Origin of the sequence: Stenotrophomonas sp. PS02298 (assembly GCF_029959445.1) — a bacterium.
Classification (GTDB): domain Bacteria; phylum Pseudomonadota; class Gammaproteobacteria; order Xanthomonadales; family Xanthomonadaceae; genus Stenotrophomonas.
In genome coordinates, this window is record NZ_JASCOR010000030.1 from 1 (window position 1) to 22,174 (window position 22,174).

Here is a 22,174-nt window from a genome sequence, read left to right on the forward strand (position 1 = left end):
GCGCAGCGCACCCGGGGCTCCATGCGGAAAGCCCCGGGTGCGCTGCGCTTACCCGGGCTACCAACTCCGACCGATAGCACTGTCCCTATTCCCTGCCACCGGTCCCGGGCCGCAATGCATCCGCCGCCAACAATCGATCCAGGATCGACTTCAATGCCAGCGGCCGCACCGGCTTGTGCAATAGCGTCAATCCCTGCTCCAACACTTCGCGCCGCGTCGCAAGACTGTCATCGGCGCTGAGGATCAACGTAGGCCGCGCGCCAAAGCGTTCGCCCAGCCGCAGTTGCAATGTAGTGCCGGTATCGCCATCGTCCAGGTTGTAGTCGAACAACCACAGACTCGCAGGCATCTGCTGCAATGCCGCCACCGCCTGCGCTTCGCCCGAGGCCTCGGCCACTTCATAGCCCCAACCGCGCAGCAGTCCGGCCAATCCCTGCAGGGCGGCAGGATCGTTATCAACCACCAGTACCGGCACGCCGCCCGAGGTTGCCGCATTGCGTGTGCGCGGCTGGTTCGCTATCTGCGGCGAGCTCACGCTTTGCAACGACACCGAGAAGACCGTGCCCTGCCCTTTCTCACTGCGCAGCCGCAGCGGTGCATGCAGCAGGCCCGCAATACGATCGGCGATCGCCAGGCCTAGGCCAAGCCCCTGCCCGCTGCTGTCCTCGCCGCGCCGGAACTCCTCGAATATTCGCTGCTGCTCCTCCTTGGCAATGCCCGGGCCGGTGTCGTGTACCTCAACCCGCAGGCGCTCGCCATCACGGCGCACGCCCAACAGCACACCGCCCTGGCTTGTGTAGCGCACCGCATTGGCAAGGAAGTTCTGCAGCACCCGTCGCAGCAGCTGCGGATCACTGTTCACCCAGGCAACGGTGGGCACATAGTGAAACGCCAGCCCACGCGCAGTGGCCAGCGCACGGAACTCCGAGACCAAGGGGTCCAGCACTTCAGCCAGCGGCAGGTCGCGCGGCTGCGGTACCAGCCCACCGGCTTCCAGCCGCGACATGTCGAACAGGCCGGTCAATAGATCGGTGGTCGAATCCAAGGCGCCACGGATCTGCACCACCGCCTGTTGCTGCTGGCTGGACTCCACCTGTTGCGCCAGCGTATCGGTGAACAGATGCGCAGCGTGCAGCGGCTGCAGCAGGTCATGTCCCACCGCGGCCAGAAAGCGGCTCTTGGCATCGTTTGCCCGCTCGGCCTCACGCTTGGCCGATTCCAGCAACGCGGTACGTTCGCCAACGCGCTGCTCCAGCGTCTCGTTGCTGCGCTTGAGTTCGCGCTCGCTACGGCGGAATTCAGTGACGTCGGTGAAGGTGGCGACGAAGCCCCCACCGGGCATTGGATTGCCACGGATCTCGACGATGCTGCCGTCGGGAAACACGCGCTCGGTCAGGTGTGGCGTGCCTGCGCGCATGAATGCCAGACGCCGGTCCACCGCACGCTCATCGCCACCGCGCGCCGGCATCGCCTGCAGCGCCCAGCGGGTCAGGTCCATGATCGGCCTCCCGACCTGCAGCAACTCATCGGGGAAACCGAACATGCGCGCATAAGGGCGGTTCCACGCCACCAGACGCTGTTCGCGATCGATCACGCTGATGCCCTGGCTCATGTTCTGCAACGCGGCCTGCAGCACCTGCTGGCTGAAACGCAGATCCTGCGAGGCCTCGCTGACGATGGCTGCCACGGTCGCCAGCTCATTCCCTTCGCGGCGTGCGGCATCCAGCAATAGGCGCGCGGAGGCGGCACCGAGCACCGCCGACAACTCGCGCTCGATGCTGGCCTCAATCGAAGCTGGCACCGCACCGCTGCGCGGCGCGTCTGCCAACAGCTGTTGCACGCGCTCGTCGGGCAGGAAGCGGCGCCCCGCATTGCGCAGGGTATCGGCATCCAGGTTGCGGCTGATGCGATCGGGCGTGTCGCGACGCCATGCCATCGCCAGCAAGGTCACCGCCGTGCCAACGAAAAGACTCGCTCCCACGGCCCGTCCCAGCGGCGTCCAGCCAGTCAGGCCAAACAGACCTTGCGGGGCAAGCCACTGCCATCCGAACGGCCCCTGCTGCAGCCACATCGGTGTACGCCCGCCACTTTCCAGCAGCGATGGCAGCAACAGTACCCAGGCCCAGGTCGCAAAGCTGGCGACCACACCGGCAATGGCGGCACGTGGTGGCGTCTGCGGTCGCCAGATGGCGAACGCCAGCACCGGCACCAGCGTCGCCATCGCCGAGAACGACACCGCACCGATGTCGGCCAGCACATTGCCACCGCCAATCAGGCGGCTATAGCCCCAGGCCAGCAGCATGATCACGCAGATGCCTGCGCGTCGCAGCCACACCAGTTCGCGTCGATGATCACCACCGCCGGCGCGCGCCCACGCGCTGCGCACCAGACCTGGCGCAAACCAATGGTTGCCGATCATCAGGCTTAGCGTGAGCGTACTGACCACGACCATGCCGGTCGCTGCACTCAGGCCACCGAGGAAGGCAAACAGGGCAACCCCTTCATGGCCAGCGGCGAACGGCAGCGCCAGCGTATACATATCGGAAGGCACGCTATTGCCCAGCAGCAGCGTACCGGCGCGTGCCAAGGGCAGGATGGGCAGCGCGATCAACAGCAGATACAAGGGGAACAACCAGCGTGAGGTGCGCACATCGGCAGGATCGCGGCACTCCACCACGCCGATATGGAACTGATGCGGCAGCAGGAACATCGCCAGTCCGCCAAGTATCACCAGCGGGATGAAGCCGCCCTCAGGCGCGCTGACGGGTGCCACGGGGGCTGCTTGCACACCCTTCAAGCCAAACCAGACAAATACCCCCAGCGCCAGCATCGCGCCCAGTTTGAATACCGATTCGGCCGCCATTGCCAGCACCAGCCCGCGATTGTGCTCGGAGGCATCAGCGCGGCGTGCGCCAAACAACATCGCGAACAAGGCCATCGCCAGCGCGACATACAAGGCGCTGTCCTGCCAGATCGAACCGCCCTGCCCGGCCTCCACCGCGCGCGAGGTGATCATACCGAAACTCATCGCCACTGCCTTGAGCTGCAATGCGATATACGGAATCAAGCCGAGCACGGTCACCAGCGTCACCGTTGCCGCCAACCAGGCATCGCGGCCCAGCCGCGCGGCGATCAGGTCGGCCAGCGAGGTCGCGTTGGTTTCGCGCGCCAACCGCACCAAGCGCATCATCACGCCGATGGCCAGCGCATAGAACAGGATGGCGCCGACGAAGGTGGGTGGCAGCGGCCAGCCGTGACGGGCGGCCTGGGTGACCGTGCCGTAGAAGGTCCACGAAGTGCAGTGCACCGCCAGTGACAGCGCATAGATGTGCCGCCAATGGCGGGCAAACGCGGTGGGCCGGCGTTCGCCGTACAAGGCCACGCCGAACATCAAGGCCAGCCAGGCCAGGCCCGCCAAGGCCACTGTTACCAGACTCAACATGGAAAGCGTTTCCCGGAAGCTGCTTGGCAGGATACGGAGTTAGGAAGGAAGGATGAAGGAGTGCTTGCTCAAAGCCGTTGCTCAGAGCCCCTCTCCCTCCGGGGCGAGAAGATGCGTTTGCGAACCATAGGTTCGCGCTTCATCGAGCGCCCTCGCGCTGGCGCGGGGGCCGGGGCGCGGAGCGGGGGTTGGGGGTTGGGGTGAGGGTGCGGTTCGCCAGGAGTTTGTTCTTTAGCTTTTTCATCAAAAGCCAGAGCTCGAAAGCCAAAAGCAGAAGCTGCCCTCACCCCACCCCCTCTCCCGCCTGCGGGAGAGGGGATTAAAGCAACAGCAACAGCAACAGCCAACGCCAAAGCCAAAGCCAAAGCAGCAGCACCTGCTCCGGTAACCACCGCCGCAGCTACAACCAGAGCACCAACAACAAACGCAAAAGCCCTCCCCCGCCGTGCGGGAGAGGACTGCCTTGCATACCAATCAGACAGCCGTCACCGGCTACATCATCAGAAGTTGTAACGCACCGACACATACCAGTTGCGCGGCAGACCGTAGTACGCGGTCTGGATGTTGGCGATGCTGGCGAATTCCTGGCCTTCGGTCATGTACTGCTTGTCGGTCAGGTTGCGCACACCGGCACGCACCTGCCACGCCAGCTGCGGCGAGTCCCATACCCCGTAGGCACCCAGCAGCGTGTATGCGCTCTGGCTGAGCACATCGCGGTTGTCCACCGACAACCAGGTGTCGCCGCGATAGGAGACGTCACCGCCCAGGGTCAGGTTGCCGCTCTCGCCCAGCGAGAACACATGCTGCAGGGCCACGCGCGCAGTCCAGTCCGGCGAGAACGGTACGTGCTTGTGGACGACGTTGACGGGGTCATAGCCCGGGTAGGTCGGATCGTTGCGCGGATCATCGAACTTGTCGTACTTGGCATCCAGCCAGCTCAACTGGCCGCTCAGCGTCGTGGATTCACCCAACAGAGCGCTGCCTTCCAGTTCGATGCCCTTGATCTTCACCTTGGCGGCATTCAACACGGGGAACTTGAAGTCCGGTACGGCAGCGCCGGGGTTGGAGATTTCCGAGACGCGGGCCTGGAAGTCTTCGTAGTTACTGTAGAACGCAGTTGCGCTACCGCGGATACGGCGATCAGCCGAACTGCCCTTCAAACCAGCCTCGTAGGTCCAGACGTACTCCGGATTGAACTTGGCCGTCTTCACCTCATATGCCGAATTGGCGCGGCCATTGAAGCCACCGGACTTGAAGCCACGGTTGGCCGAGACATAGGCCATCAGGTTGTCACTGAAGGCCTTCTGCAGGCTCACCGACGGCGTGGTCGCAGTCCACGATGCCGAGGTCAGCGGGAACGGCACGGTCTCGTTCAAGCCGCCAAACGGCACGCCCCAGAAGGTACTGGTGCTACGCTCGTAGTCCTTCGTGTCCTTGGTCCAGCGGATACCAGCGGCCAGCGTCCAGGTCGGCATGAACTCCCAGTTCGCATGTGCAAAGGCAGCCTTGGAGGTCGTCGTCAGGTCATCTTCGATCGTGCGCAGGAAGCTGATCGGGGTGCCGGCAATGGCGAACAGGTCGCTGGCGTATGCCTCCTGGTAGGACGGCACATGCTCCTTCATGTAGTAGGCACCGAATGTCAGGTGCAGGTTGCTGCCATTGTCGTAATGCAGCTGGAATTCCTGGCTCTTCTGGTCCTGGTCCAGCGCCACCAGCACATCGCCCAGCTCATACTCGGTCGCATCGATATCGATGTACGATTTGGTTTTGAGCTTGCGGTAGGCGGTGATGCTCTTCAAGGTGAATTGTTCGTTGATGTCCCAGTTCATCGCCAGCGATGCACCCGAATGCTTCAGGTACTGGCCCTGGCCATCATCAAACGAGGTGCTGGCGCGGCGGTTCCATTCGCCCTTCTCACCCTGAGTCAATACTACCGAGCCCAGCGCGAGATCGGTGCGGCGCAGATCCGCCATCGGACGGCCCAGCGTCAGTGCCGCGTCCTGCTTGGTGGTGTCCAGCGACAGCACCGCGCTGAAGTTGTCGGTCGGCTGGAAGGCCAGCTTCGCGCGCAATGCCTCGGTGTCATCGTCGTTGTAACGCTTGCCGGTCACCGCATCCTTGACGTAACCGTCATTGGTGATCTTGGCGCCGGCAATGCTGGCAGCCACGGTGTCGCTCAGCTTGCCCGAGACGTAGAAGCGACCTTCCAGGCGACCGTAGTCACCAGCGGTCACTTCCACTGCACCGCCTTCATTGTCGAAGGGGTTCTTGGTGGTCAGCTTGATCGCGCCGCCGGTGGAGTTCTTGCCGTACAGCGTGCCCTGCGGGCCGCGCAGCACTTCCAGCTGCTGGATGTCGAACAACGAGAACAGCGCGCCATTGATGCGCGAGTAGTAGACGTCGTCCACGTACATGCCCACGCCCGGGTCGAAGGTCTGCAGCGCATCGGGCTGGCCGATGCCACGGATGAAGACGTTGACGCTGTTGGCCGAACCACGGCCCTGGGCGATGTTCATGTTGGGCACGGCGCCCTGCAGGCCTTCCACGGTCGAAGCCTGTAGATCCTTGATCTGTTCCTCGCCGAAGGCACTGACCGCCACCGGCACGTCCTGGATGGACTCGCTGCGGCGACGCGCGGTCACGGTCACTTCGTCCAGCTGCGTCGCCTTGGTGCCTGCCGGCACAGCCTGCTGCTCCTGCGCCTGCACGAATGCGGCCGGTGCCAGCAGAATGCCACCGATGGCGATACTCAGATACTTGCGCTTCATTGGTCTCCCTCCTCCCGGGTATGACGTTGCGACACACGAATGTCGCCATGGAGCGCACGTTAATGGAGCGTTAGCCGACCGCGTATCGTCCCTTCGTACAGTGGGCCGGACCGCCCCCGATCCTGATACTCGCCGGCAATGTATTGGCCGGGGAGCTGTGAATGTCGTTTCTGATCGTATTGGCGGCCCTGTGCTTCCTGATGTTCGTCGCCTACCGCGGCTACAGCGTGATCCTGTTCGCGCCGGTGGCGGCGCTGGGCGCAGTGCTGCTGACCGATCCCACGCTGGTGCAGCCGATGTTCACCGGCTTGTTCATGGACAAGATGGTCGGCTTCCTCAAGCTGTACTTCCCGGTGTTCGTGCTGGGCGCGGTGTTCGGCAAGCTGATCGAGGTCTCGGGTTTCTCCAAGTCCATCGTCAGCGCCACCATCAAGCTGGTTGGCGCCAAGCGCGCAATGCTGTCGATCGTGCTGGTCTGTGCGCTGCTCACCTACGGCGGTGTATCGCTGTTCGTGGTGGTGTTCGCGGTCTACCCGTTCGCCGCCGAGCTGTTCCGCCAGAGCAACATCCCAAAGCGCCTGATTCCCGGCACGATCGCGCTGGGTGCCTTCACCTTCACCATGGACGCGCTGCCGGGCACGCCGCAGATCCAGAACATCATTCCCTCGGCGTTCTTCGGCACCAACAGTTGGGCCGCACCGTGGCTGGGCGTGATCGGCACCGTGGTGATCCTGATCCTGGGCATGAGCTACCTGGAATGGCGCCGCCGTGTCGCCGTGCGCAATGGCGAGGGCTATGCGGGCGCCAACGACGAGCTGCGCAATGAGCCAGAACCCTTCCACGGCCAGAATCTGGCACATCCGCTGGTGGCGATCACCCCGCTGATCCTGGTCGGTGTGGCCAATTTCCTGTTCACCCGCTGGATTCCCGGCTTTTACGGCGAAACCCAGTCCTTCATTCCTGCGGTGATCGGCAACCCGGCACCGGTGGTGCAGGAAGTCTCCAAGCTGGGAGCGATCTGGGCCGTGCAGGGTGCGTTGCTGCTGGGCATCCTCAGCGTCATCGCCTTTGCCTGGAAGCCGGTGATCGCCTCGTTTGCCGAGGGCACCAAGTCGGCGATCGGCGGCGCCATGCTGGCCTCGATGAATACCGCCTCCGAATATGGTTTTGGTGCGGTGATTGCCGCCCTGCCCGGCTTCCTGGTGGTGGCCAATGCACTGGGCTCGATCCCCAACCCGCTGGTCAATGAAGCGGTTTCAGTCACCGCCATGGCTGGCATCACCGGCTCGGCGTCAGGTGGCATGAGCATCGCGCTGGCGGCAATGGCCGACAGCTTCATCGCCAATGCGCAGGCTGCCGGCATTCCGATGGAAGTGCTGCACCGCGTGGCGGCGATGGCCTCCGGCGGCATGGACACACTGCCGCATAACGGCGCGGTGATCACCGTGCTGGCCGTCACCGGCCTCACCCACCGCCAGTCCTACAAGGACATCTTCGCCATCACCATCATCAAGACGCTGGCGGTGTTCGCGATCATCGGCGTCTACTACGCGACCGGCTTGGTTTAAGCAGCCACCTGACCTGGTCTGGGCCAAGGCGACTATTGGCAACACGCAGATTGCAGGGCAGGCACCGCTTTTGTAGCCCGGGTAAGTGCAGCGCACCCGGGGTTCTTGCGGAAAGCCCCGGGTGCGCTGTGCTTACCCGGGCTGCATGCGCACCAGGCCGATGGTGCCGCGTGCGCAAACCCGGAGCTCGTACCGGCTCTTGCGAATCACCAATCCCCAATCGCGAACTCCCAGAAAAGAACAAGGCCCGGGAAAACCCGGGCCTTGTTCTTTGGAGCAGAGACAGAAAAATCGCCCGGCTGCACGTCACTGTGCACCACCGGACGACCTCACATCCTTGTTGGCATCCTGCCAGCCCCCAGCGTCCTGCCCTTTTCGGGTTCCTGATGATCCGTCATCCTGACGGCTCACTATTCGATTCCTTCCGCTCAGCGCCTCTCAACCGGCTGCGCAGCTACCGTCCCGGTAGCGTTCTTGGCAGGGGCAGCTCCGGCCCTTGCTTCGATCAGGTCACGATTCCGTTCGACCGTCTTCAATCCGATTCCTTTCACCAGTGCCAGTTCCTCGACACTTTTGAAGGGCCCGTTGGCCTGTCTGTGTTCAATGATCGCCTGCGCCTTGGAAGGGCCGACATTCACCAACACCTGATTCAGCTCCGCCGCGGAGGCGGTATTGATGTCGACCTTGTCCTTGGCTTGCGCCGTAAGCGTCAACAACAATGCGAGAATCAGAGACTGCAGCGTTACGGTAAAAAGCTTCATCGCTGTACTCCTTGTGGCTTGGTCATTGATCGGCTGGCTATCCCGCCGGTCAGATCAGTGTTCCGCGCCACATGAATCCAGAATATCCGGGGCGGGTTCAGCAAACAGCCAGCCAACCACCCGGGCCCTTGTAGGAAAAGTCCTACAAAAATTCACTGATGAAACCGTCGCCAGCCCGATTAACAAGGGAGCGGCGTAGAATGGTTGCACCTGACATTGCTATCGGAGATCCAGATGGACAGCGCCAAGATCGGCCAATTTCTCAGCGACAAGTGGGACAACGACATCGTCCCGCAATTGGTCGATTACATCCGTATCCCCAACAAGTCGCCGATGTTCGACGCCAACTGGGTCGCCAACGGCTACATGGAGCAGGCCGTCACCCTGATGGAAAGCTGGGCCAAGGCGCAGACCATTCCCGGCCTGCAGGTCGAGGTGGTTCGCCTGGAAGGCCGCACTCCGCTGCTGTTCCTGGAAATCCCGGCCACCGGCCCGGAAACCGGCGATGACACCGTGCTGCTCTACGGCCACCTGGACAAGCAGCCGGAAATGACCGGCTGGGACGACGACCTCGGCCCGTGGATTCCGGTGCTGCGCGGCGACAAGCTGTACGGTCGCGGCGGCGCTGATGACGGCTACGCCATCTTCGGCTCGCTGGCCGCGGTGCTGGCGCTGCAGGAACAAGGCCTGCCGCACGCCCGCTGCGTGATCCTGATCGAAGCCTGTGAGGAATCCGGCTCCTACGATCTGCCGGCTTACGTCGACCATCTGGCCGAGCGCATTGGCCAGCCGTCGCTGGTGGTCTGCCTGGATTCGGGCTGCGCCAACTACGACCAGCTGTGGTGCACCACCTCGCTGCGCGGCCTGACCGGCGGCAACTTCACCGTCAAGGTGCTCAACGAAGGCGTGCACTCCGGTGATGCCTCCGGTGTGGTGCCGTCCAGCTTCCGCCTGCTGCGCCAGCTGCTGTCGCGCATCGAGGACGAGAACACCGGCCGCATCCTGCTGGAAGGACTGCACACTGAAATCCCGGCCGAGCGCCTGGAACAGGCCAAGCGCGCTGCCGACGTGGTCGATACCGCCATCTTCGACAAGTTCCCGCTGGTCGACGGTCTCAAGCCGATGAGCGATGAGCTGACCGAGCTGGTCCTCAACCGCACCTGGCGCCCAGCCCTGTCGGTGACCGGCATCGGCGGCATGCCGCCGCTGGAATCGGCCGGCAACGTGCTGCGTCCGGAAACCTCGGTGAAGCTGTCGCTGCGCCTGCCGCCGACCGCCAATGGCAAGGCCTGCGGCGAGCTGCTGAAGGAAGCCCTGCTGCGTGATCCGCCGAACGGCGCCCACGTCAGCCTGGACCTGGAAAAAGCCTCCACCGGCTGGAACGCACCGGCGATGGCGCCGTGGCTGGAGCAGTCCATCGACGCCGCCAGCCAGGCCTTCTTCGGCAAGCCGGCGATGTACATGGGCGAAGGCGGCTCGATCCCGTTCATGGGCATGCTGGGCGAGAAGTTCCCAGGTGCGCAGTTCATGATCACCGGCGTGCTCGGTCCGCATTCCAATGCACACGGCCCGAACGAGTTCCTGCACATCCCGATGGGCAAGCGCGTCACCTCCTGCGTGTCCAAGGTGCTGTTCGACCACCACGCCGCCAGCCTGCGTGGCGAAACCAGCGGTTCGCCGGTGGCCGCCGACAGCGGCACCCGTCACGGTGGCCACGGCTGCTGCTGATCGGTCCGACGTTGTTGGTCGGATGTTGATGGTTTGATGACGAACGCAGCCTGGCCTTGCTAGGCTGCGTTTTTCTCAGGCACGGGCAAGAACATGAGCGGACTGTTTGGCAGCGACAGCTGGCTGTACATCATCCTGATCGGCTTCTTCGTAGGCCTGCTCGGGCGCTTCTTCATGCCCGGCAACAACCGTATGGGCTGCCTGCTGACCATCGTGCTCGGCGTTGCTGGTGCGGTATTCGCCGGTTGGTTCGGCCGTGAGATGGGTTGGTATGCCGCCGGTCAGCCGGCCGGCTTCATCGGCGCCATCATTGGCGCGATCGCCCTGCTGGCACTGCTGCGCCTGGTCAGCGGCGGCAAGCGCTGACTCCATCCCAACGGCGCCTGCGGGCGCCGCTTCACTTGTAGTGTCCATGAACGATCCCGCTTCCGATCCGCTGCGCGCCCAACAACGCCTGCAGTGGACCTGCACCGCACTCGGCGACCCTGCCACCACGCTTGAACGTGCATCGGTCGATGCCGGTTTCCGCAGTTATTGGCGCAGCACCAGCGCACGCGGCAGCCACATCGTGATGGACTCACCGCCCGGGTTGGAAGATGTACGCCCCTGGCTGCGCATGCACGACCTGCTGGAAACCAACAGCGTGCGTGTACCGCAGGTGCTGGCGCGCGATGTCGACAACGGCTTCCTGCTGTTGGAAGACCTGGGCGGCCCTACCTTGGCTCGCTTCATCACTGACGACACCGCCGATGCGTGGTTCGACGCCAGCTTCGCGCAGTTGATTCGTCTGCAGTCGATTCCGGTGCCCGAAGGCATGGGCGCGTTCGGCGAGGCACTGCTGCAGCGTGATGCTGGCCTGTTTGAAGAGTGGTTCGTGCAACGCCACCTCGGCCTGAGCTTGGACTGCGGCGAAAGCGAGCAGTTGCAACTGGCGCAACGGCGCCTGATGGACAACGCGCTTAACCAACCGCAGGTACTGACCCACCGCGACTTCATGCCGCGCAACCTGATGCCGGTTGATGGAGGCCCTGCTGTGCTGGACTTCCAGGATCTGGTCAGCGGTCCGATTGCCTATGATCCGGCCAGTCTGTTCAAGGACGCCTTCCTGAGCTGGCCGCTGGAAAAAGTGGACGCCTGGCTTGCGCGCTACCACGCACAGGCACTGGCCGCCGGCCTGCCGGTGCGGCCGTGGCCGCAGTTCCTGCGCGACGCCGACTGGATGGGCGTGCAGCGCCATCTGAAGATCCTCGGCATCTTCGTGCGTCTGCGTGATCGCGACGGCAAGGGCCATTACTTCGAAGACGCACCGCGTTTCATTCGCTACCTGGATGAGGTGTTGCCGCGCTATCCGGAGCTGGCGCCGCTGCAGGATCTGTTCGAGCGCCGCCTCAAGCCGGCAATGGCCACCAAGGCTTCCGCATGAAGGCCTTGATCTTCGCCGCCGGGCTGGGCGAGCGCATGCGCCCGCTTACCGATCACACGCCCAAGCCGTTGTTGGCCGTGGCCGGTGTGCCACTGATCGAATGGCACCTGCAGCGCCTCGCCGCGCTGGACATCGCCGATGTGGTGGTCAACACCAGCTGGCTGGCCACGCAGTTTCCGGAAAAGCTCGGCGATGGCAGTCGCTGGAACCTGCGCCTGCATTACCTGTACGAAGGCCCGGTGCCGCTGGAAACCGGCGGCGGCATGCACAACGCGCTGCCGTTGCTCGGCGATGCGCCGTTCCTGGCGGTCAATGGCGACATCTGGAGCGACTTCGACTTCGCCGATCTTCCGCGCGAACCGAAGGGCAATGCGCACCTGGTCATGGTCGACAATCCACTGCAGCACCCTCGTGGTGATTTCATTCTTGAAGCCGATGGCCTGCTGCACGACAACGGCGAACAAGCACGGTTGACCTTTGCCGGCATCGGCATATATCGACCGCAGCTGCTGCAGAACTGGCAGACCGTGATTGGCGATGCCGATGGCAGCACGGAAACACCGCCGCGCTTCAAGCTCGCTCCCTTGTTGCGCGCGGCGATGGCCAACAATGCGATCAGCGGCCAGCACCACCGCGGCCGCTGGACCGACGTAGGCACCCCCGAGCGCCTGCAGCAGCTGGAATCCCAGCTGTTGTAGGAGCGGCGTAAGCCGCGAAGCCAACGAAGGTTCCGACCAGGAGAAACCTGCAATTGCAGGTCTTTTTGTTTACGGATGCGATACCAGTTTCGCGGCTGACGCCGCTCCTACAAGAGCTGCGTCCACCAGTTGTTTGTGGGAGCGGTATAAACCGCGAAGCCGCTGAAAGCTCGGATAAAAAAATGCCTGCAATCGCAGGCATTTTTGTATGTGGACGCGGCACCAGCTTCGCGGCTCACGCCGCTCCCACAAGAGCCAAAAGGCCAAAATCCAGCTCTCAACCCGGCCCGTTCTCCAGCACCCGTTTCAGGAACGGCACGGTAATCCGCTTCTTTGCCGCCAGCGATTCGCGGTCCAGCCGCTCCAACAAGGTCACCAGTCCGCTCAGGTCACGGCCGGTGCGGGTCAGCAACCAGTCCAGCGTCGCCTCATCCATCACCAGCCCACGGCGCACCGAACGTTCGCGCAGCACGGCGCCACGGCCTTCGGCATCCAGCGGCTCCAGGGTGATGCGGCTGCACTGCGACAGACGCGAGCGCAGGTCCGGCAACACCAACCCCAGGCCATCAGGCGGCAGCCGCGAGGTATAGATCACAGTCACGTCGGCAGCGCGCGCGCGGTTGTGGAACTCGAACAAGGTGATTTCCTGTTCGCGTCGACCGGCGACATATTCCAGCCCGTCCAGCGCCAGCACGTCGTGCCCTTCCAGCGCTTCCAAGGCGTCCTGCAGGCGCGTACCGGCCGCCTGCAGTGGCAGGTACGCAGGGCGACGCCCGGCCTGCAATGCAGCCGCGCAAGTGGCCAGGGCCAGGTGCGTCTTGCCGGTAGCACCGGCACCCACCAGATAGATCCAATCCTGGCTACCGCCATTGGCAACGGCACGCAACTGCGGCAGCGCGCCTTCCGGCGCACCGATGAATGTTTCAAAGCGCTGGTCTGGCGGGTAACGCAAGGCCAGCGGTAACTGCGGCACACTCACTTAGGTTCTACATCCTTCGACACGATGCTCAGATCCGCCGGCACCTGAGCGTTGCGCGGATCCAACACAATCGTCGGCCCGTGGCCGGCATACAACTCACTTTGGCGATAACGCTGGTGCGCATAGCGCAACAACACGTTGATCACCGCCGCCGCTGGCAAAGCCAACAGCATTCCCAGGAAGCCAAACAACTGGCCACCCGCCATCACCGCGAAAATCACCGCAACCGGGTGCAGGCCAATTTTGTCACCGACGATACGCGGGGTCAGCACATAGCTTTCCAGCAACTGGCCGACCGTGAAGACCACGCCAACCAGCACCAGCAACTGCAGGTCAAAGCCCTGCGATTGCACCAGTGCCGCCAGCACCGCCATCACCACGCCGGTGGTTGCCCCCAGGTAGGGGATGAAACTGATCAAGCCAGCAACCAGGCCGATCAGCAGGCCCAGGTTCAGGCCCACGAGGGTGAGGCCCGCGGCATACACGATACCCAGCGCGATCATCACCACGATCTGGCCGCGGATGAAGGCACCCAGCACGTCATTGGACTCACGCGCCAGACGCGACACCACCTCGATATGGTTGCGCGGGATCATCGATGCAACCCGCTCGACCAACTTGTCCCAGTCGCGCAGGAAGTAATAAGCCAGGATCGGCAACAAGGCCAGGTTGATCACCCAGGCCACCATCGCAAAACCCGAGCGCGACACGTAGCCAAAGAACGTGGTGGCAACGCCGCCGGCCTGCTGCCAGTGGCTGCGCACCCATTCAAACAAGCGACCAGGATCCAGCCAGGCCATGATTTCCAGGCCGGATTTCTGCTCAAGCCACGGAATCGCGGTATTCATCAGCCAGTCCTGCCCTTGGGGCAAGGCGGTGACCAGGGTAATGATCTGGCGCTGTATCAAAGGCACCAGGATCAGCAGCGCCAAAGCCAGCAGCAGGATCATCAACACGAACACCAGCACCACCGCGGTGTTGCGCGAACGGCCGCTTTCTTCCAGCCGGTCCACCAGTGGGTCGCCCAGCCACGCCAGCATCAAGGCGACCACGAACGGGGTCAGCACTGGTGCCAGCAGCCACATCACCCACAGCCCGAAGGCACTGAGCACCACCCACTTGAGGCGGCGCAGGAACAGCGCGATTTCCATTTCCGCTGTATCAGTACTCATCGAATGCGGTACTCCGCGCGGCGGCTGCCGCTGTTCTGATCCGTCGATGCATCCGCATCACCATCGTCCACCGCACCCACTGGCTGCAAGGCGGCATCGCGCCCCAGCATACGGTTGAAGCCGGGCAGGCCGCTCATCAGTTCGACATCCAGCTCAAGGCGGTCGCCCGAGGCCTGGATCGGGGTGATGGCCTTCACCACCGCCACGCTCTGCAAGGTGGCCGCCAGGCGCAGATAATCATCCGCGCTGCGGATACCACTGACCACGATCCGATAAACACCGGCGGCACCACCGACCGGCGCCTTGGCATAACGCCGCACCAGCGCATCGGCGGCACCATCGGCACCGGCCATCATCGCCCGCCGGGCATCGGCGTCGTTGGTGGTCCACTTGGACAGTTCACGGCCATTGTCGACAAACACCCAGTCCGCAACCCAGCCGCCACCCTTGCCACGGTACAACTTGCCGATCAGCTGCATTGGCGGCGAATAGCGCGATGAGGCGCGCGCGACCGCAGCGGTGTCCTGGCGCCAGATCGCCCCAACCAGGGCTTGTTCAGCCGCGCCGCCGGCAGGCAGGCCCAGCTTGAAGCCACGTTCAACCGCCCGGTCCAGCAATGGCCGCGCCGCATTGGACTGCGGTACACCGACCAGGCGTGGACCGCTGCCATCATCGATGGCCAGCCAGACCACCGGCTTGGGTCGTGGCTGCGGCCATACCGGCAACCCCAGCGCCGCTACCAGCCCGTCGACGTCATCCTGGCGGAAGCGCGCCACCAGCATGGTCCGGAAGCTAGGTGCGCCACTGGCGCTGACGCTTTGATCCTGCCGGTAGTCGTAACTCTCGGCCATGTCCTTGGCGCTGCGCAGGGCCTGCGCCACGCCCGGCCGCGCCAGCACGCTGCGGTCCCCGGACAGCTTGGCCAGCACCGCGCCCAGCGCGCGCGCCAGCCCACCATTGCGATCGGCCTCGCTTTGGCTGTTGACCGGTACCTCGGCCTCATAGGCACTGCTGGCGCCAGCCACGTCCCCTTCGGTACGCATGCTGGACGACTGTGCCTGCACCAACGAAATTGGCAGGCAGAGCGCCAGAAACAGGATTGTGACCAGGCTGCGGCGCATTGAAATTTCCATTGCTCGACGATTCCGGAGGGAATTGTTGCCCGAATGGGGCCTTCACGCCAACGTGGCCTGTTAAAATCGACCGTTCACCCCGCCAGTGCAGCCGCCAGTGACCAGCCCCTCGACCTCTGCCAACTCCCCCCTGACCTACCGTGACGCCGGTGTCGACATCGACGCGGGCAACGAACTGGTCGAGCGTATCAAGCCGCTGGTAAAGCGCAGCTTCCGCCCGGAGGTGATGGGCGGACTGGGTGGCTTCGGCGCCCTGTTCGACCTCTCCAACAAGTACCGCGAGCCGGTATTGGTCTCCGGCACCGACGGCGTCGGCACCAAGCTGAAGCTGGCACAACAGCTTGGCCGCCACGACACCATCGGCATCGATCTGGTCGCGATGTGCGTCAACGACGTGCTGGTACAGGGTGCTGAGCCCTTGTTCTTCCTGGATTATTTCGCCACCGGCAAGCTCGACATCGACACCGCCGCGGCCGTGGTCGGCGGCATCGCCAATGGCTGCACCGAGGCCGGCTGCGCGCTGATCGGCGGCGAAACCGCTGAAATGCCCGACATGTACGCCCCGGGCGAGTACGACCTGGCCGGCTTCACCGTCGCCGGCGTCGAGAAGAGCGAGCTGAAGGACGGCTCGGCCGTTGCCCTCGGCGACGTGCTGATCGGCATTGCCTCCTCCGGTCCGCACTCCAACGGGTATTCGCTGGTCCGTCGCATCTATGAACGTGCCGGCAGCCCGGCCGATCTGGTGCTGGAAAACGGCGTGAAGCTGGTCGATGCGCTGATGGCGCCGACCCGCCTGTACGTCAAGCCGATCCTGTCGCTGCTCAAGACCCACGGCGCCGCCGTGCACGGCATGGCCCACGTCACCGGCGGCGGCCTGACCGAAAACATCATCCGCGTGGTGCCGGAAGGCCTGGGCCTGACCATCGACGCCAGCAGCTGGCCGCTGCCGCCGGTGTTCCAGTGGCTGCAGCGCGAAGGCAATGTGGCCGACAGCGAGATGTGGCGCACCTTCAACTGCGGCATCGGCTTCGTGCTGCTGGTGCCGGCCGACCAGGTCGCTGCCATCAACGCCACGCTGGACTCGTTGGAACTGGCGCATTGGCAGATTGGCGAAGTGGTCGCTGAAAACGGCGCCGAACGCGTCCACATCGGCTGAGCCAACGCCTACATGACAGCCGCCAAGAAGGCCGCCTTCATCGGCGTGCTTGTTGTATTCGCGCTCACCTGGATCAAACCGTTATGGCCTGTGGAACAGGCCCTGCACAGCTCGCTGACCGTGCTCGGCCTGCTGGCGCTATGGTGGGTGGACCGCCGCTGGCCACTGGGCAGCGGCGCCTTCGCGGCCATCTGCGGCTTCATCCTCCTGCACTGCATCGGCGCCCGTTGGCTGTACTCCAACATCCCCTATGACCAATGGGCACAGGCGCTGTTCGGCTGGTCGCCGAACGCCGCCTTCGGCTGGGAACGCAATCATTTCGACCGGCTGATCCACCTGCTGTACGGCATCTGCTTCACCCCGGCACTGACCCAACTGGCCCGGCGCACCTGGCCAGCACTGCGCGTGGGCCAGGCCTTCACGCTGGCGGTGATGACCATCATGTGCACCAGCCTGGCCTACGAATGGCTGGAATGGGGCATCGCACTGGCACTGTCACCGGAAGCCGCAGAGGCCTACAACGGCCAGCAGGGCGACATCTGGGATGCGCATGCCGACATGTTGCTGGCCACCCTCGGCAGCCTGGCGCTGTGGCCGCTGCTGCGGAAGACGCGGGCATGAGCCCCCTGCCCCGCCTCGCCGTGCTTGCCTCCGGGCGCGGCAGCAACCTGCAATGCCTGCAGGACGCGATTACCGCAGGCCAGCTGGATGCGCAGATCGTCGGTGTGTTCTCCGACAAGCCTGCCGCCGCCGCGCTGGAAAAAGTGGCACCCGCGCAGCGCTGGGCCTGCTCCCCCAGGGATTACGCCGACCGCGAGGCTTTTGACAGCGCGTTGGCCGACGCAGTGGCGGCAAGCCAGCCGGACTGGATCATCTGCGCCGGTTACATGCGCATTCTCGGCGCTGGCTTCGTACAGCGCTTCAGCGGGCGCCTGGTGAACATCCACCCCTCGCTGCTGCCCTTGCACAAAGGCCTGCACACCCATGCCCGCGCCATTGAGGCCGGCGATGCCGAGCACGGCGCCAGCGTGCACTTCGTCGTACCTGAACTGGATGCCGGAGCGGTCATCGCCCAGGCACGGGTCCCGGTGCTGGACGGGGACAGTGCTGAAGTGCTGGCCAAACGCGTGCTGGCGGTCGAACACCCGCTGCTGCTGGCCAGCGTACAGTTGCTGGTCGCCGGCCGACTTGCTGAACGCGATGGCATGGTCCACTACGACGGTCAGTCTGTGTTTAGTCCATTACGCCTAGATTCCGCCGGAACCCTCCGTCGCTGATCCGCACGGGCTGCTGACGTGTGGTTTGGCAAGATCCCCCCTCCCCTCTGCCCTCGTCCCCACATGGCCATAGCGCTTTTCAAACCATTGGTTTTGACCACACTGCTGGTATCAGCAGTCAGCCACGCACAGGAAAGGCCCACACCAACGGCTGATCCGGCGCAGGCACCGGTTGTCCTGGCGCCGCCGGCGCTGGAGTGGACCCCGCCGGCACTGGAGCCGTTCGTCGCCACCTACCAGGCCTTCTACAAGCGCAAGGAAGCCGGCGATGCGACCATGCGGGTCGTCCACAACAACGACAGCCAGTGGCGGGTGGACTTGGCAGTGCGCGGCAAGCGCGGCTTCGCCAGTGTCCTGGGGCTGAACATCGAACAGAGCAACGTGTTCAACAACGAAGGCAGCGTCTACACGCCATTGAGCCAGAGCACGGTCAAGAAGGCCCTGTTCATGAGCAAGAAGGTTACCGGCGTCTATGACTGGCAAGCCGGTACCGCGCAGTGGCAGGGTGACCTCAAGAAAGAACGGCAGCGCCCGATTGCGCTGCAGCGCGGCGACCAGAGCGCCTTGGTGCTGAATCTGTCGCTGATGCGCGATGCGCGCCCGGGACAGGCACTGCAGTACCGCTACGTTGATGTCGGCCGGGTGCGCCAGTACGAGTACCGCGCTGCCGACACCACCGAGAACGTGCAGGTGGGTGATCTCAGCTATGACGCCTTGCGGGTCTACCGCACCAATGGCGGCAATGATGAAACCATCCTGTGGATCGCCAACGGCGTACCCACCCCGGTGCGCATCCTGCAACGCAAAGACGGTCAGGACGAAATCGACCTGCGCCTGATCGAATACCAAGGAGCCTGAGCATGAAGCTTACCCGTAGCCCCCTGCGTTACCTCGCTGCCGCCGCACTGGTCGCGGCCAGCCTGCCAGCCTTGGCATTTGAGCCGTTCACCGCCAATTACCAGGCCAGCTACATGGGCATGCAGGCCAATGGCGTGATGTCGGTAGCTCCTGCCGGCAACAACCAATGGCGCTACAGCCTGCAGATCAAGAACCCGATGGCGGAACTGAGCCAGGCCACCGTGTTCGATGAACACGGCGGCAAACTGCGCCCGTTGAGCAGCCATGACCGTTCGGTGGTGCTGATCAAGCGCAAGCAGGTGGATGCGCGCTATGACTGGAACAGCAACCAAGCCACCTGGACCGGCGACGTGAAGCCCGATCGCAGTGGCCCGATCCGCCTGCAGAGCGGTGACATGGATGCACTGTTGATCAACCTGGCCATTGCCCGCGATGTCGCTGCCGGCAAGCCCCTGACTTACCGCATGGTCGACGATGGCCGCATCAAACCCATGACCTACCGGGTGATCGGCAAGGAAAACCTGACCATCGGCGGCGAGCAGCAGGAAGCCACCAAGGTGTCGCGCGTGGATGGCAACAAGGAACAGATCGCCTGGATCGTTCCCGGCATGCCGGTACCAGCACGCCTGCTGCAGCGCGAGAACGGCCAGGACGCACTGGACCTGACCATCCGTTCGATCAACTGACCAACACCCACACCCCAACGCGCCCGGCCTGATGCCGGGCGTTTTCATGGAAGAGCCGCCGTGACCCTTGTTCGCAAATTTGCCCTGCTCCCGCTTGCAGCTGCCCTGCTTGTATCCCTGGCCCCGACTGCCGATGCAGCCGTACAGCGTTTCGATGGACGTTACACCGCCAGCTACAAGGGTTTGAGTGCATCCGCGCGGATGACCCTCACTCCGGCCCGCAATGGTTCCTGGATGTACCTGCTGACCGTGGATCACATGCTCGCCAAGCTGAGCCAGGCCACCGTGTTCCAGGACATGGGAACGCAGTACCGGCCACTGGGTGGCAGCGACCGGAGCAGCTATGCCTCGATCCAGCGCGGTGTCACTACCAATTACAACTGGGCCGCCGGCCAGGCGCGCTGGAGCGGCGATGTCAAACCCACCCGTGCTGGACCGGTAGCCCTGCGCGCCGGCGACATGGACGCCCTGCTGATCAATCTGGCGTTGGCACGCGACGTGCCCGCCGGCCGCCCCCTGTCCTATCGCATGATCGAGAACGGGCGCGCGCGGCCAATGAACTATCGGGTGATTGGTCGCGAACGGGTCACCATCGCCGGCCGCAACTACGACGCCACCAAGGTGGCCCAGGGCGGCGCCGAAAAGCAGACCATTGCGTGGATCGTGGCCGGCATCCCAGCACCGGTGCGCATCGTCCAGCGCGAAAACGGCGCCACCACGATCAGCCTGCAGATGAACTCCTGGTCGCGCTGAGCACAGCGCACAGCAGCAACCAGGCCCAGCCCGGGCAAGACCCGGGGCCTGGGCAACAGTTGCAACAGGCAACGACAGGACTGAAGCAGGAGCGGTGCCCTGCCTGAGCGGCAACATCCCGGCTGCGCTGTGCTTGCGCGGCCAGCATTGCCAGCGAGACGCGCCGCAGCGCGGCGGCGCAGGCATGCTATTCGGCGGCGTCCTTCTTGAACACCGTACGGCAATCGCGGCGGAATTCCTCACCACTGCTGCGCCAGATGAAACTGCGGCAGTGGCGGTCGCCCTCTTCGCTGTCCTTCACCTGCACCGCATAGAACGCCTGCAGGAACTCGTCGCTACTGATCTGGCCGTCGCCATTCCAGTCCATCTGTTCCTTCTCGACGCCCTGGGTGATGGCCACGCCGCTGTACCAGCCCCAGCCCAACCAGGCCAGGGCCAGCAGCACCAGGGCCAACAAAGCCCTGCGGCGCGGACTGAAGCGACCCTTGAGGATCATGCGATCCGCCGCACGTTGGCGCCTAGCCCGCTGAGTTTTTCCTCGATGTTCTCGTAGCCACGATCAAGGTGGTAGATGCGGTCGATGCTGGTCTCGTCCGCAGCCACCAGACCGGCCAGGATCAGGCACGCCGAGGCACGCAGATCGGTCGCCATCACCGGCGCACCGCTGAGCTTGGCCACGCCGCGCACGATCGCCGTATGGCCTTCGATCTGGATGTCGGCACCCAGGCGCAGCAGCTCGTTGACGTGCATGAAACGGTTTTCAAAGATGGTCTCGGTGATTACACCAACGCCATCGGCCACGCAGTTCATGGCCATGAACTGCGCCTGCATATCGGTCGGGAACGCAGGATGCGGCGCAGTGGTGATGTTCACCGACTTGGGCCGCTTGCCATGCATGTCCAGGGTGATGCTGTCTTCGGTGGTGCTGATCTCAGCGCCGGCTTCGGTCAGCTTGTGCAGCACTGCGTCCATCGTGTCCGGGCGCGCATTGCGCACCGTGACGCGACCACCCCTCATCGCTGCAGCCACCAGGAAGGTGCCGGTTTCGATGCGATCGGGCAGTACCGCGTGGCGACCGCCGTGCAGGCGCTCGACGCCTTCCACGACCAGCCGCGCAGTGCCAATGCCTTCGATCTTCGCGCCGAGTGCGATCAGGCAATGCGCCAGATCGGCTACTTCCGGCTCCATCGCGGCGTTTTCCAGCACCGAGGTGCCTTCGGCCAGTACAGCTGCCATCAGCACGTTCTCGGTGCCGGTGACGCTGACCATGTCGAAGGTGTAACGGCCGCCCTTCAGGCGACCATCGACGTGGGCCTTGATGAAGCCGTTCTCCACGCTGATTTCCGCACCCAGCGCCTGCAGGCCCTTGATGTGCTGGTCAACCGGGCGCGAGCCGATGGCGCACCCGCCCGGCAGCGACACCTCGGCCTTGCCGAACTTGGCCAGCAACGGGCCCAGCACCAGGATCGAGGCACGCATGGTCTTGACCAGCTCATACGGCGCAACATGTTGATCAACAGTGCGCGGGTCCACCACCACCGCGCTGCCGCGCGACAGCGTGCCCTGGTCGACAGTGACCTTGGCGCCAAGCTCACCGAGCAGCTTCACGGTGGTGATCACGTCGTGCAGATGCGGCACATTGGTGATTTCCACCGGCGCATCGGCCAGCAAGGTGGCGCACAGGATCGGCAGGACGGCGTTCTTGGCGCCGGAGATATGAACCTCACCGCTCAGCGCATTGCCGCCGGTGACTACGATTTTTGCCATGGATT

The 22,174-nt window shown here is 64.0% G+C and carries 18 protein-coding genes and 1 pseudogene; 11 read left to right on the forward strand and 8 right to left on the reverse strand.

The features are described 5' to 3' along the window. Nucleotides 1-85 precede the first annotated feature (85 nt). The gene (locus tag QMX78_RS06830) at nt 86-3,442 is read right to left on the reverse strand and encodes a PAS-domain containing protein (protein ID WP_282267810.1); all 3,357 of its coding nucleotides are present in this window, start codon (nt 3,440-3,442) and stop codon (nt 86-88) included. Nucleotides 3,443-3,942: 500 nt separating this feature from the next. Continuing rightward, on the reverse strand, nt 3,943-6,210 hold the full coding sequence (locus QMX78_RS06835; RefSeq protein ID WP_282267812.1) for a TonB-dependent receptor: 2,268 nt from the start codon (nt 6,208-6,210) through the stop codon (nt 3,943-3,945). Nucleotides 6,211-6,371: 161 nt separating this feature from the next. On the opposite strand from QMX78_RS06835, the gene QMX78_RS06840 reads away from it, so the two are divergent. Beyond that, the gene (locus QMX78_RS06840) at nt 6,372-7,778 is read left to right on the forward strand and encodes a GntP family permease (RefSeq protein ID WP_282267815.1); all 1,407 of its coding nucleotides are present in this window, start codon (nt 6,372-6,374) and stop codon (nt 7,776-7,778) included. A 428-nt stretch (nt 7,779-8,206) separates the two neighbouring features. On the opposite strand, the gene QMX78_RS06845 is transcribed toward QMX78_RS06840, so the two are convergent. After that, nucleotides 8,207-8,539 (reverse strand): helix-hairpin-helix domain-containing protein, encoded by a 333-nt coding sequence (locus QMX78_RS06845; RefSeq protein ID WP_282267817.1) that lies wholly within the window; start codon nt 8,537-8,539, stop codon nt 8,207-8,209. Nucleotides 8,540-8,773: 234 nt separating this feature from the next. Between QMX78_RS06845 and QMX78_RS06850 the strand changes: the two genes are divergently transcribed. The 4 genes from QMX78_RS06850 (at nt 8,774) to murU (ending at nt 12,388) form a co-directional block, all read left to right on the forward strand. After that, nucleotides 8,774-10,267, forward strand: coding sequence for a M20 family metallopeptidase (locus tag QMX78_RS06850; protein ID WP_282267819.1), 1,494 nt, complete (start codon nt 8,774-8,776; stop codon nt 10,265-10,267). 93 nt (nt 10,268-10,360) lie between these two features. Then, entirely contained in the window at nt 10,361-10,633 is a 273-nt protein-coding gene (locus QMX78_RS06855) for a GlsB/YeaQ/YmgE family stress response membrane protein (protein ID WP_282267821.1), read from the forward strand. A gap of 46 nt (nt 10,634-10,679) precedes the next feature. Beyond that, nucleotides 10,680-11,690 (forward strand): phosphotransferase, encoded by a 1,011-nt coding sequence (locus QMX78_RS06860; RefSeq protein ID WP_282267822.1) that lies wholly within the window; start codon nt 10,680-10,682, stop codon nt 11,688-11,690. Further along, nucleotides 11,687-12,388, forward strand: a complete 702-nt coding sequence (murU, locus tag QMX78_RS06865) for an N-acetylmuramate alpha-1-phosphate uridylyltransferase MurU (protein ID WP_282267823.1) — start codon at nt 11,687-11,689, stop codon at nt 12,386-12,388. The genes QMX78_RS06860 and murU overlap by 4 nt, the downstream gene beginning before the upstream one ends. 277 nt (nt 12,389-12,665) lie before the next feature. Here the strand turns inward: murU and hda are convergent, their stop codons facing one another. The 3 genes and pseudogenes from hda to QMX78_RS06880 all read right to left on the reverse strand — a co-directional run bounded on the left by hda (nt 12,666) and on the right by QMX78_RS06880 (nt 15,672). After that, complete coding sequence (hda, locus tag QMX78_RS06870) at nt 12,666-13,367, reverse strand: DnaA regulatory inactivator Hda (RefSeq protein ID WP_282267826.1); 702 nt, start codon at nt 13,365-13,367, stop codon at nt 12,666-12,668. Nucleotides 13,368-13,450: 83 nt separating this feature from the next. Beyond that, nucleotides 13,451-14,539: pseudogene (locus QMX78_RS06875) on the reverse strand (AI-2E family transporter); the annotation flags it as partial. Continuing rightward, nucleotides 14,536-15,672, reverse strand: coding sequence for a DUF2066 domain-containing protein (locus tag QMX78_RS06880; RefSeq protein ID WP_282267830.1), 1,137 nt, complete (start codon nt 15,670-15,672; stop codon nt 14,536-14,538). The gene QMX78_RS06880 and the pseudogene QMX78_RS06875, both read right to left, overlap by 4 nt. A 97-nt stretch (nt 15,673-15,769) precedes the next feature. Here QMX78_RS06880 and purM point away from each other — a divergent pair, with 97 nt between their 5' ends. From purM to QMX78_RS06910, 6 genes are all read left to right on the forward strand, one after another. After that, the gene (purM, locus tag QMX78_RS06885) at nt 15,770-16,828 is read left to right on the forward strand and encodes a phosphoribosylformylglycinamidine cyclo-ligase (RefSeq protein WP_343229782.1); all 1,059 of its coding nucleotides are present in this window, start codon (nt 15,770-15,772) and stop codon (nt 16,826-16,828) included. Between the two features lie 12 nt (nt 16,829-16,840). Beyond that, complete coding sequence (locus QMX78_RS06890; RefSeq protein WP_282267834.1) at nt 16,841-17,449, forward strand: DUF2238 domain-containing protein; 609 nt, start codon at nt 16,841-16,843, stop codon at nt 17,447-17,449. Continuing rightward, nucleotides 17,446-18,105, forward strand: coding sequence for a phosphoribosylglycinamide formyltransferase (gene purN / locus QMX78_RS06895; protein WP_282267838.1), 660 nt, complete (start codon nt 17,446-17,448; stop codon nt 18,103-18,105). Before QMX78_RS06890 ends, purN begins: the two co-directional genes overlap by 4 nt. 63 nt (nt 18,106-18,168) lie before the next feature. Further along, nucleotides 18,169-18,963 carry a DUF3108 domain-containing protein gene (locus QMX78_RS06900; protein ID WP_282267840.1) on the forward strand — a complete coding sequence of 265 codons (795 nt, stop codon included), beginning with the start codon at nt 18,169-18,171 and terminating at the stop codon, nt 18,961-18,963. Between the two features lie 2 nt (nt 18,964-18,965). Continuing rightward, a complete protein-coding gene (locus QMX78_RS06905) occupies nt 18,966-19,649 on the forward strand; it encodes a DUF3108 domain-containing protein (protein WP_282267842.1) in 684 nt (227 codons plus the stop codon). A gap of 60 nt (nt 19,650-19,709) precedes the next feature. Continuing rightward, a complete protein-coding gene (locus QMX78_RS06910) occupies nt 19,710-20,402 on the forward strand; it encodes a DUF3108 domain-containing protein (protein WP_282267844.1) in 693 nt (230 codons plus the stop codon). A gap of 187 nt (nt 20,403-20,589) precedes the next feature. On the opposite strand, the gene QMX78_RS06915 is transcribed toward QMX78_RS06910, so the two are convergent. Both QMX78_RS06915 and murA read right to left on the reverse strand, forming a co-directional pair. Further along, on the reverse strand, nt 20,590-20,898 hold the full coding sequence (locus QMX78_RS06915) for an EF-hand domain-containing protein (RefSeq protein ID WP_282267847.1): 309 nt from the start codon (nt 20,896-20,898) through the stop codon (nt 20,590-20,592). After that, nucleotides 20,895-22,169 carry a UDP-N-acetylglucosamine 1-carboxyvinyltransferase gene (gene murA / locus QMX78_RS06920; protein ID WP_282267848.1) on the reverse strand — a complete coding sequence of 425 codons (1,275 nt, stop codon included), beginning with the start codon at nt 22,167-22,169 and terminating at the stop codon, nt 20,895-20,897. Before murA ends, QMX78_RS06915 begins: the two co-directional genes overlap by 4 nt. Nucleotides 22,170-22,174: the final 5 nt, after the last annotated feature.